Source organism: Massilia sp. IC2-278 (genome assembly GCF_020708045.1).
Classification (GTDB): Bacteria; Pseudomonadota; Gammaproteobacteria; order Burkholderiales; family Burkholderiaceae_D; genus Telluria.
In genome coordinates this window covers 134973-146583 of the sequence record NZ_JAJFES010000005.1, presented here as the reverse complement: position 1 = coordinate 146583, position 11611 = coordinate 134973, and the positions used below count along the sequence as shown (strand labels likewise).

General features: G+C 66.0%; 9 protein-coding genes. 7 read left to right on the top strand and 2 right to left on the bottom strand.

Annotation, left to right across the window (positions count from 1 at the left end; all coding sequences use genetic code 11):
- Positions 1-199: 199 nt before the first annotated feature.
- Positions 200-2209 (top strand): MHYT domain-containing protein, encoded by a 2010-nt coding sequence (locus LK540_RS12415; RefSeq protein WP_229437613.1) that lies wholly within the window; start codon positions 200-202, stop codon positions 2207-2209.
- Positions 2210-2226: 17 nt separating this feature from the next.
- On the opposite strand, the gene LK540_RS12410 is transcribed toward LK540_RS12415, so the two are convergent.
- The gene (locus tag LK540_RS12410) at positions 2227-2811 is read right to left on the bottom strand and encodes an O-methyltransferase (protein WP_229437612.1); all 585 of its coding nucleotides are present in this window, start codon (positions 2809-2811) and stop codon (positions 2227-2229) included.
- 174 nt (positions 2812-2985) lie between these two features.
- Between LK540_RS12410 and LK540_RS12405 the strand changes: the two genes are divergently transcribed.
- The 4 genes from LK540_RS12405 (at position 2986) to mnmC (ending at position 8119) form a co-directional block, all read left to right on the top strand.
- Positions 2986-4659, top strand: coding sequence for an acid phosphatase (locus LK540_RS12405; RefSeq protein WP_229437611.1), 1674 nt, complete (start codon positions 2986-2988; stop codon positions 4657-4659).
- 260 nt (positions 4660-4919) lie between these two features.
- Positions 4920-5726, top strand: a complete 807-nt coding sequence (locus LK540_RS12400; protein ID WP_229437610.1) for a DUF4142 domain-containing protein — start codon at positions 4920-4922, stop codon at positions 5724-5726.
- Positions 5727-5894: 168 nt separating this feature from the next.
- On the top strand, positions 5895-6461 hold the full coding sequence (locus LK540_RS12395) for a DNA-3-methyladenine glycosylase I (RefSeq protein ID WP_229437609.1): 567 nt from the start codon (positions 5895-5897) through the stop codon (positions 6459-6461).
- Positions 6458-8119, top strand: coding sequence for an FAD-dependent 5-carboxymethylaminomethyl-2-thiouridine(34) oxidoreductase MnmC (gene mnmC, locus LK540_RS12390; protein WP_229437608.1), 1662 nt, complete (start codon positions 6458-6460; stop codon positions 8117-8119). The genes LK540_RS12395 and mnmC overlap by 4 nt, the downstream gene beginning before the upstream one ends.
- 113 nt (positions 8120-8232) lie before the next feature.
- Here the strand turns inward: mnmC and LK540_RS12385 are convergent, their stop codons facing one another.
- Positions 8233-8880: a TonB family protein gene (locus LK540_RS12385; protein WP_229437607.1), complete on the bottom strand. Its 648-nt coding sequence runs from the start codon at positions 8878-8880 to the stop codon at positions 8233-8235.
- 279 nt (positions 8881-9159) lie between these two features.
- Here LK540_RS12385 and LK540_RS12380 point away from each other — a divergent pair, with 279 nt between their 5' ends.
- Complete coding sequence (locus tag LK540_RS12380) at positions 9160-9876, top strand: sensor histidine kinase KdpD (RefSeq protein WP_229437606.1); 717 nt, start codon at positions 9160-9162, stop codon at positions 9874-9876.
- Positions 9873-11567 (top strand): tetratricopeptide repeat-containing response regulator, encoded by a 1695-nt coding sequence (locus tag LK540_RS12375; RefSeq protein WP_229437605.1) that lies wholly within the window; start codon positions 9873-9875, stop codon positions 11565-11567. The genes LK540_RS12380 and LK540_RS12375 overlap by 4 nt, the downstream gene beginning before the upstream one ends.
- Positions 11568-11611 lie beyond the last annotated feature (44 nt).

Below are 11611 nucleotides of genomic sequence, written 5' to 3'. Positions count from 1 at the left end.
TCTGTCGCGACCTGGCGTTAGCTGCGGTTATGCATTCGTAAGCAACTGTAAGCGGGGGAATGCCGATTTCGATGTATCTTTACGGAAATATTGCCGTCTTTTGATGCGTCTGGCTCAAGCGGGTTTATACTGCGGGCGCGGATGTATTTACGCTAACGAGTCCGGCCGGCAAGCCGCACTGCAGGAGACCCATCACCCCATGCTCATAGGACGTTACGACCCATCCCTGGTGCTGGTCTCGGTGCTGGTGGCGATCTTCGCGTCGTACACCGCGCTCAGCGTGGCCGGCCGTGTCAAGCAGGCGCATGGCGCCGCCAGCCTGGCCTGGACCGCGGGCGGAGCGCTGGCCATGGGCAGCGGCATCTGGGCCATGCACTTCATCGGCATGCTTGCCTTCAGCCTGCCGATCCCGCTGGGCTATGACGTGCCGCTGACCCTGCTGTCGCTGCTGCTGCCGGTGCTGGTGTCCGGCATGGCGCTGTGGCAGCTGCGCGCGCCGCTGCTGCGCCCGCGCGACCTGGCCTCGAGCGCACTCCTGATGGGCCTGGGCATCAACGCCATGCACTACACCGGCATGGCGGCGATACGCATGTCGCCGGCCATCGACTACGATCCCTGGCTGTTTGCGCTGTCGGTGCTGATTGCCGTCGGGTCCGCCGCCGGCGCGCTGTGGATCGCCTTCCGCCTGCGCCAGGGCACGGCCGGCGCCTGGGTGGCGCAATCGGCGGCCGCCGTGGTGATGGGTTTTGCCGTCGCCGGCATGCACTACACCGGCATGGCCGCCGCCGGCTTCCCGGAAGGGAGCGTGTGCCGCGCGGCCACCGGCTTGATCGGCCAGCAGAACCTGGCGCTGATCGTCACCGCCGTCATCGTCGGCCTGCTGGTCGTGGCCTTGCTGTTCTCGGTGCTCGATGCGCGCCTGCAGGCGCGCGCCGCCAGCCTGGACGCTTCGCTGGCCGTGGCCGAGGAGCGCAAGGCCCTGTACCTGCAGGAAGTCGAGGCCCGCGTCGAGGCCGAGCGCATCAACCAGCTGAAGGACGAATTCCTGTCCACCGTGTCGCACGAACTGCGCACGCCGCTCAATGCCATCCTCGGCTGGTCGCAGCTGCTGGCGCAAAAGCAGGCGCCGAGCGAGGAGATGCTGCGCAAGGGGCTCGACACCATCGAGCGCAATGCGCGCGTGCAGGTGCAGCTGATCGACGATTTGCTCGACATGAGCCGCATCCTGTCGGGCAAGGTAAGGCTCGACCTGCAGCCGGTGAAGCCGGCCGAATTCGTCGGCGCCGTGGTCGAATCGCTGCGCCCGACCGCGATGGCCAAGCGCATCCGCCTGGAGGCCGAGCTCGACGAGGAAGCGGGTCCGGTGCTGGCCGACAGCGGCCGCATGCAGCAGGTGATGTGGAACCTGGTGTCGAACGCGGTCAAGTTCACGCCCGGCGGCGGCCTGGTGGAGGTGGCGCTGTGGCGCGAGGGCGAGCAGGTGGCGATCCGGGTGCGCGACAACGGCGCCGGCATCCACGCCGACTTCCTGCCGCACGTGTTCGACCGCTTCCGCCAGGCCGACACCTCGACCACGCGCCAGCACGGCGGCCTCGGGCTGGGCCTGTCGATCGTGCGCCAGCTGGTGGAGCTGCACGGCGGCACGGTGACGGTCGACAGTGCCGGCGAAGGGCAGGGCGCCAGCTTCACCGTCTGCCTGCCGCTGCAGCCGGCGCTGCCCGACTGGAGCCTGGCGCCGGCCGCATCCGGCGAAGACGGCGCGCACCCTGGCGCGGGAGTCTTGCCCGACTTGTCCGGCATGCGCGTGCTGGCGCTGGACGACGATCACGATTCGCTCGAGATGCTGCGCACCATCCTGGCCGGGGCCGGCGCCCACGTCGCCGTGGCGCGCACGCCGCAGGAGGCGTTCGAGCTGCTGCGCGTGGAACGCCCGCAACTCTTGATCAGCGACATCGGCATGCCGGGCATGGATGGCTTCGAATTCATCGGGCGCCTGCGCAACCTCGACGACACCGGGCTGTGCCTGATGCCGGCGCTGGCCCTGTCCGCCTTTGCGCGCAAGGAAGACCGCGACCGCGCCTGCGCCAACGGCTTTACCGATTACCTGGTCAAGCCGGTCACCCCGAGCCTGCTGGTCGAGGCGGTGGCGGCGCTGCGGCCCGCGGCGCTGGCGGCGCGCACACCGTCAAGTCCTGAATTCAAGTCCTGAATTTCAGGCAGGGGCAGTCAGGTCTTCACGGCCAGGAATTCGCCCTTGCCGACCGGGACCAGGCTGGTGCTGAAGGCGGCGTCGTCCTTTACCGCGGCGACGAAGTCCGCCATCTCGTGTGCATGCGAGCTCGCGTTGTCGACCACCAGCAAGCCGCCCGCGCGCAGCACGCGGCGCAAGTCCGGCCACCAGGCGAGATACAGGCTGCGCGCCGAATCGAGGAAGACCAGGTCAGCCGAGGCGTCCGGCGCCTGCGCCAGCCAGGCGCCGGCGTCGCCTTCGACTTGCGTGATGACGCCGTCCAGGCCGGCCGTGGCGATGTTTTCGCGCGCCATCGCCACCTTGTCCGGCGCGCGCTCGATCGTCGTCACGGCGCCGCCGATGGCGCGCGCGGCGTCGGCCAGCCACAGCGTCGAGTAGGCGTTCGAGGTGCCGATTTCCAGCACGCGGCGCGCCACCGTCGCGCGCACCAGCACGGACAGGAATTCGCCGGTGTCGGGCGTGATGTTCAGCATGCGCGTGCCGCTCTTGCCGACGGCGGCGTCGTTCGTGTTGCCGAAGTCGGCGAGTTGTTCGAGCTGGCGTTTCAATGCGAGGTCCATGTGGGTTTCCTTGATGACTAACCTGGCCATGCTGCCATAAATGCATCGCGCTTGCCGCGGGCTGGATGTTGTTATCCCACGTCCATACGCTATGTCCGCCGGCAGCTGTGGGTTCCCCTTGGGAAAGAAAGGAACGATAATCATCGTTTCCGGTTAGCGAATACAGGAGCAGTAATGCAAGACCACGACCATCGCGACGATCACAATCCCAGCGACAAGCGCGATAACGCCCAGCCCGCCAGCCCGGGCCGCCGCCGCATCTTCCAGGCCGCCGCCGCGGCCGGAATCGCCGGCAGCCTGCCGTCCGCCGCGCAGGCCGCGCCGGCCAAGCGCGCCGCCGCCGCCAAGCCGGCCTCGCTCGACGCCAAGCTGAAGGCGAACGTCAAGAACGTGGTCGTGATCTACCTCGAGAACCGCAGCTTCAACAACTTGTTTGCCAACTTCCCCGGCCTGGCCGCGCCGCTGCCGGCCAGCGCGCCGCAGAAAGACCGCGACGGTTCCATCCTGCCGACCCTGCCGAAGATCTGGGGCGGCATGGTGCCGGGCCGCCAGGACATCGGCGGCAAGGAATACCTGATCGGCGAAGACAAGATCGCCAACCTGCCGAACGGCCCGTGGAAGCTGGTCGACGGCGACGGCAAGCCGCTGCCGGAAGGCCTGGTCACGCGCGACCTGGTGCATAATTTTTATCACAACCAGATGCAGATTAACGGCGGCAAGAACGATGGCTTCGTTGCCTGGGGCGACTCCGGCGCGCTGGTGATGGGCCATTACGGCGAGACCGACAAGCACCTGGGCCTGTGGCAGATCGCGCGCGAATTCACCCTGTGCGACAACTTCTTCATGGCGGCATTCGGCGGCTCTTACCTGAACCACCAGTTCCTGATCAGCGGCCGCACGCCGGAATTCTTCAACGCCGCCGAGACCCCGGCGAAAAAGAAGATCGCCGTGCTGGAAGACGGCCCGCAGGGCACGCGCCTGGCCGTCGCCCCGGATTCGCCGAAGTCCGCGCTCGACGGCAAGCCGAAGTTCGTGCACTCCGGCGCCATCACGCCGGACGGCTACGCCGTGAACACCATGGCGCCGCCTTACCAGCCGAGCTGGGTGCGTCCGGCGCCGGGCGGCGACGCGAACGTGGCCGACGCCAGCGACCCGTCGGTGCTGCCGCCGCAAAGCTACGACACCATCGGCGATTTGCTGTCGCGCGCAGGCGTGAGCTGGGCCTGGTATGGCGGCGCCTGGCAAGCGGCGATCGACGGCCGCGGTGCCGGCCAGCGCCCGAACTTCCAGCACCACCACCAGCCTTTCAACTACTTCAGGCAGTTCGCGCCCGGCACCAAAGCGCGCGAAGAACACCTGCGCGACGGCGGCCTGGGCGACAGCCCGATCTCGAACAAATTCATCGCCGACGCGGTGGCGGGCAAGCTGCCGGCCGTGAGCTTCTACAAGCCGCAAGGTAACCTGAACCTGCACGCGGGTTATTCGGACATCGAGTCGGGCGATGCCCACGTGGCCAACGTGATCGAACACTTGAAGAAGTCGCCGCAGTGGCAGGACATGGTGGTCGTCATCACCTTTGACGAGAACGGCGGCTGGTGGGACCACGTGGCGCCGCCGCAGGGCGACCGCTGGGGCCCAGGCTCGCGCATTCCGGCCATCGTGGTGTCGCCGCATGCGAAGAAGGGGGCAGTGGACCACAACTACTACGACACGACCTCGATCCTGCGCCTGATCACGCGCCTGCACGGATTGCCGCTGCTGGAAGGCCTGGCGGCGCGCGATGCGGCGTTTGCGTCGCGTGGCGCGCGCGGGCCGGGGGATTTGACTGCGGCGCTGAGCTTCCGCTGATCCGCATTTTCCTGGATGGCCGGCCGGATTTCCGGGCCGGCCATTTTTTTTTATATCCATATTCACAAAAATGTTGCCAAGCGGCTAACGCGCGCTGGGTTCGTCAACGCGGCGATACACTGCGGTTTGGCTCGAATCTGTTGTCGTTCCGTTACCGCGTGTGCGGTGCGGGCCGCCTGCGGATATGCCGATGTCACATTGAACAGGAACCGGCACAGGAGACGTGATGCCGGCGCCTTCCCCAACCCCAGGAGAGCATCATGCAAAAAAACAAAGCACTGAAAGGACTGCTCGCCGTATCGGCAGCAGCAGCCATGTTCGCAAGCTATGGCGTCCACGCACAAACCGCAACCGAACTGCAGAGCCAGGGCGCGCAAACCGGCACCAACATGACCGGCAAATCGGCCGCTGACGGCGCCGTGAGCAACACCAACAGCCAGGGCATGGAAGACCGCAGCGCCCAGGTCGGCTCCAGCACCGCCGGCCAGACCGGCTCGTCGTCCTCGTCGTCGCACAGCGCGCACGGCATGAGCGGCAGCACCGGCGCCTCGGCTGCCGGCATGGACCAGTCGTCGGGCGCCTCGGGCGCAGCCGGCGCCACCGGTTCGAGCCTGAGCAAGGCCGACAGCAAGGGCATCATGGACATGGCAATGGTGAACATGGCCGAAGTCGAAATGGGCAAACTGGCACAGAGCAAGAGCCAGAATCCGGAAGTCAAAACCTTCGCCCAGCAAATGATCGACGACCACACCAAGGGCCTGCAGGAAGTGCAAGCCGTGGCGCAAGCCAAGGGCGTGACCCTGCCGACCGAACTCGACGCCAAGCACAAGGCCATGTCGGAAAAGCTGGCCAAGCTGAACGGCGAAGCCTTCGACCGTGAGTACATGAAAGTCGGCGGCGTGGCTTCGCACAAGGAAGCCCTGGCACTGCTGAAGAAAAACCAGAAGTCCGCCAAGGATGCCGACGTCAAGGGCCTGGCCGCCAAGATGCAACCGACCGTCGAGCAGCACCTGAAAGCTGCCCAGCAGGCGCCGACCGCCAAGTCGGGCACCACGTCGGGCAAATAAGCGGGCAAGTAAGCGGGTAAATAGGCAGATCGATTGACCATCGCCATGCGGTGGTCGATTGATTGCTGAAAGAGCACGCGAGGTCTTCGGACTCTGCGTGCTCTTTTTCGTTTTGCCGAGGCGGTGTCTTCTCTGTCTCGCCGCTTTCGCCTGGCGTATACTTCAGGCATGACGATCCCACGCTGCAGCTGGGCCAATCCGGCCAATCCCCGCTACCTCGACTACCACGACCACGAGTGGGGCACGCCCTGCCATGACGAGAACCGCCTGTTCGAGATGCTGAACCTGGAAGGCGCCCAGGCCGGCCTGTCCTGGGAAACGGTACTGAACAAGCGCGACAGCTACCGCGCCGCCTTCGACGGCTGGGACGCCGAAAAAATCGCCTGCTACGACGAAGCCAAGGTGGCCGAGCTGTTGGCCAATCCCGGCATCGTGCGCAATAAGTTGAAAGTGGCCGCCGCCATCAGCAACGCCAAGGCCTATCTCGCGCTGCGCGCCGAAGGCCAGACCCTGGACAGCTATTTGTGGGGCTATGTCGACGGCAAACCCATCGTCGGCGACTGGAGCGACGGCACGCGGCCGACGAAGACGGCGCTGTCGGACCGCCTCTCGAAAGACCTGTCGAAACGCGGCTTCAAGTTCGTCGGCTCGACCATCATCTACGCCTACATGCAGGGCATCGGCATGGTCGACGACCATGCACCGCACTGCTTCCGTTACGCGGGCGCCAAGTGAATCCATCGTCGTTCTGGCAGGGGCGCGAACGCTATACGGTGTTCGACACGCGCCATGGCGACGGCAGCCGGGTGCAAGCACTGGTCGAAGCCTGGCGCCGTGACCCTGCGCGGCCTGCGCGCCTGCACATCGTGGCGCTGGCGGAGGGCCTGCTGCCGGGTTTTCATCGCGTGCCGCAGGAGGATGACGCCGTCACGCTCGATCTGCTGTGCGCACCGCTGGAAACGGCGCTGGCCCAATTGTCGGCGCGGATCGACTTCGCGTATGTGCATGGGGTGCCGGAAGCCGGCTTCGCCCGCGCGCTGGCACGGCTGGTGGCGAGCGATGCGGTCCTGGCCGCCGACGCGCTCGACGCGCAGCAGGTGGCCGCGCTGGCAGCGCAGGGTTTCGTGTTCGACGAGGACAAACGCGGCGCACGCTTCGCCAGCCGCAAGCCGCGCCAGCCTTTGCCAACTGTGCCGCCGCGCCATGCCATCGTGATCGGCGCCGGCCTGGCCGGCTGCGCCGCTGCCCAGCGCCTGTGCGCGCGCGGCTGGCAGGTGACCCTGGTCGAACGCCACCCGCAGGCGGCGATGGAAGCCTCTGGCAACCTGGCCGGCATCTTCATGCCGCTGCTCTCGAAGGACGACAACATCCCGACGCGCCTGACGCGCGCCGCCTACCTGTACGCGCTGCGCTACTGGGACAGCATCGGCGGCATCGGCCGCGCAATCGAAGGCGCGGCCTGCGGCGTGATGCAGCTGGCGCGCGATCCTGGTCACGCCGATGCCTCGCGCGCCATTGCGGCGGCAGGTTCGACTCCTCCGGAGTTTGCAGAATGGCTGGAGTCGCCGGAGGCGGAGGCCTTGCTTGACCTGCCGGCGCCCGACGGCGCCTGGCTGTTCCGCCAGGGCGGCTGGGCGCGGCCCGGCAGCGTGTGTGCGGCGATGATGGCGGCCTGCGGTGACCGTTTGACGGCGCGCTTCGGCGTCGGCAGTGTCACGCTGGAACGCGTTGGCGATAGCGTTGATGATGACTGGCTGGTGCGCACGCTCGACGGCGCCGTCGTTGCACAGGCGCCGACCGTGGTGCTGGCCGGTGGTGCGGCCTCCGGCGCCTTCGCGCAGGCGTCGCGCCTGCCGCTGTCTGCCTTGCGCGGCCAGGTCACGCACCTGGATGCATCCACGCTGCCGTCGCTGCCCTATGTGCTGTGCCGCGAAGCCTACCTGACCCCGGCTGCGAACGGCCTGGCCTGCGCCGGCGCCACCTACGATCTCGACGCCGATCCAGCCTTGCGCGCAGCCAGCCAGCAGGAAAACATCGAACGCCTGCAGGCGCTGGTCTCGAACCCGGAGGCGGGCAGGGATGCACCGCTGCAGGGCCGCGTCGGATTCCGCTGCGTGGCGCCGGACCGCCTGCCGCTGGTCGGCGCGCTGCCCGATTTCGATGCCGCCGGCACGACCGAGCGTTTGCGCGACGTGCCGCGTTATCCCGGCCTGCATGGGCTGCTCGGTTATGCGTCGCGCGGTTTGATCTGGGCACCGCTGTGCGCCGAGCTGCTGGCGGCGCGCCTCGAAAACGAACCGCTGCCGCTGGAGGCCAGCCTCGTCGATGCGCTCGATCCGGCGCGCTTTGTGTTGCGTGCGCGGCGTAACAGCCGGGCGCCCCAGGGCGACTGACAAACTTGTCGGGTTACCCGGTCTGGATGTCTGCGCATCCCGCCTCACGGTGCGCAAACGATGAAATGGCTGCAACTGGCCATGATGGCGATCCAGCGCCCTGGATCTGTCGTTCAAGGGACCGGGGCATCGGCTTCCAGACGCTGGATGGCGAATACGTCACCCTGTGCCGCGGCTTTCTTATACCAGCGTAAGGCTTCGGCCTGATCCGCCGGTCCGCCAATGCCTTGCTCGTGAAGCTGTCCTATCTTGAACTGGGCATGCACATGACCGAGGTCTGCCGCACGTTTGAGCAGGGCCCGAGCATGCTCCTGATCGGCATCGGATGGGGGATGCTTCAGCTTCAGCAAAGCATAGTAGTAAAGTGCGTTCGCATCATCCTTGTTTTTCTGCAGGGCCAGATCGAGCCGCATCGACACGCGGGACATATCGGAATCCGCTTCCAAAAACCAGTTATACGAGACTGAAGCCCATACCGGTATTGGCTGGCCATTCGATGTGACGGGCCGGAACACGCATGTCGACAGTATTTCTTGCGGAGCCCTGTCGAGCGTCGCCGAACCGCTGGGATTCAAGATGACCGTCTTCTTGACGATACCGTCGGTACCAATGAGGAAGCCGATTTCGGTGATGCCTTCTTCGCTCAGGCGGAGTGACTCAGGAGGGTACTGGATCTTGTCGCAGGGCTTGGTCTGCACGCGGTTTGCCGTCTCTTCGGCAGCGGCCAGGTTGACCGTGCAAGCCAGGAGAATGAGTGCCATGAAGCGTCGCGAGGCGGGAACGCGCATAGTGTCCTATCAATTTGTGTGAATGAGGATGGCGACCAGGGCATGCGATTCCTGTTTTAATCCGTCCAAATCCGCTGCCGGCTGTATTGAAGTGTACGATCTTGTTGCAATTTCAGCAAGAAATGAGTTGTAGCGGACACGCACACACTGTTGCGCCAGAATAAACCGCGTATCCGCTGCGCTGGCCTGATGTTATCTGTGCGTATAATTGGCCTGTGGCAACTTTTCTGCGCCGGAAGGAGGGCGCCGGCGATGGACGACACCCAACACTCCCAGCAGCTCGCCCTGTTCCTGGCCTCGACCGCGCACGACATGAAGAACTCGATCAGCGTGCTTTCGGGAACCCTGGAGCGCCTGCTCGACGGCGCTTCGCCGCAGACCGACACCGCCGATCCACAATTCGCGCAAATGGCGCAGATGCTGTACCAGACGCGCCGCCTGAACGACAACCTGATGCAGCTGCTGGCCTTGTATAAACAGGTTGGCCAGCCCGAATATCCTTTCGACGTGCAGCCCATTCCGGCCATCGAACTGGCGGAGCAGGTGGCGGCCCTGGGAAGGGTGCTCCTGCAATCGCGCGGCATCGCCTTCGAAGTCGAGGTCGATCCGAACCTGATCTGGCACCTCGACGAAGATCTGATCGTCGGCGTGGTGTCGCACGCCGTCAACAATGCCGTCAACTACACGCGCGACCGGATTCGCCTGTCGCTGCGCCAGCACGATGAGGTACTGGAAATCCGCGTCGAGGACAACGGCGCCGGTTATCCGCAAGCCTTGCTCGATGCCGGCGCCGCGGCGATGAGCGGCGTGTCCAGCGGCGTCGACTTCCGCACCAACAGCGCCGGCCTGGGTTTGTACTTCGCACGCGAGGTCGCGCGCATGCACCGCCACCGCGGCCGGCATGGCGCGGTGCGCCTGGAAAACGGCGGCAGCTTTGGCGGCGGCTGCTTCATCCTGACCTTGCCATGAGCAGCCCGCTGGAGCGCAAGGCCGAGCAGATCGACTGGGCCGGCAAGAACTACCTGGTGGTCGACGATTTCATCGGGGTGCGCCAGCTGCTGCGCGAAAGCCTGCGCAGCCTCGGCGCCCGGAACATCGACCAGGCCGCGAGCGGCGGCGAAGCGATCGCCTTGTTGGCGAAAACACGCTACGACGTGGTGCTGTGCGACTTCAACCTCGGCGACGGCAAGAACGGCCAGCAGGTGCTGGAAGAAGCGCGCGTGCGCAACTTCCTCTTGCCGTCGAGCGTGTGGATGATGGTGTCGGCCGAGAAGAGCGTGGAATCCGTGATGGGCGCGGCCGAGCACCAGCCCGACGCCTACCTGGTGAAACCGATCACCGAAGGCGTGCTGCTCACGCGCCTGAACCGCGCCTGGCACCGCAAGCAGGTATTCCGCCCGATCGATCAGGCCTATGCCGAGAAGGATTACCTGCGCGCGGCGCGCTTGTGCGACGAGCAGATCGCCGCCAGCCGCGTGCACGAGACCGAACTGCTGCGCATGAAGGCGCGCCTGATGGAAAAGAGCGGCGAGCCGGAAAAGGCGCGCGAAGCCTACGAGCGCGTGTTGGCCGGGCGCGAATACCAGTGGGCGCGTTCCGGCCTGGCGAAGATCCGCATGGTGAACGGCGAACTCGAACAGGCGCGCCAGATGTTCCTCGGCGTGATCGCGGAAAACCGCTACTACATCGACGCCTACGACCAGCTGGCCCAGGTGTATCAAAACATGGGCAAGTACGAGGAAGCCTGCAGCATCCTCGAACGCGCGACCAAGCTGTCGCCGAACTCGGTGCCGCGCCAGCGCAATCTCGGCAAGGTCTGCCTGAAGCTGGGCAACGTGGCGATGGCGGAAAAGGCCTTCCGCAAGTGCATCGCGATCGGCGAATACTCGGTGCGCAAGACGCCCGACGCCTACTTCGGGCTGGCGCGCGTGTGCGGGCTGAAGAACGATCCGAAGGAGGCGCTGGTGCTGCTGGGTGCGGCGCAGCGCGAGTTCGGCGCCGAGCACCCCGACATGCCGCTGCGCGCCAAGATCACCGAGGGCCTGGTCTACCACGAAAGCGGCGACTACCGCCATGCGCGCAAGGCCGGTGACGAGCTGGAAGCGCAGCTGAATGCGCGTCCCGAACGGCCCGACGTGCCGACCTGCCTGGAGATGGCGACCTTGCTGTTCGCGGTCGGCGTAAAGGATGCGCCGGTCGAGCTGCTGTGCTACGTGGCGCGCAACAACCACGACAACGCGGTGCTGCTCGACGAAGTGCAGGCGATTTTCGAGAAGGCGCGCATGGGCGAGGAGGGCGCGTCGCTGATCCGCGCGGCGAAGAAGGAAGCGTCGGACCTGATGAACCAGGGCGTGCTGCTCTGGAAGACCGGCAAGCTCGGCGAGGCGGTGGCATGGATGCGCAATGCGCGCACCAAGCTGCCGAACAACCAGCGGATTTTGTTCAACGCGGCCCAGGTGCTGGTATCGCACATGAAGGAAAAGGGCTATGACGAACTGATGGCCGCCGAGGCGCACGAGGTGCTGGCGCATGTGGACCAGCTGCAGCCGGGGCAGCAGCGGTTTGCGCAGTTGATGGAGCAGCTGGCGGCGCTGGTGCCGAAGGTGGAAGAGGCGCCGGCCGAGGAAACACCGACGCCGCCAACGGAGCCCGAGGCCTGAACCGTACGGTGGCCACTCCGTGCCCACGCGGGTACGTGTTCGGC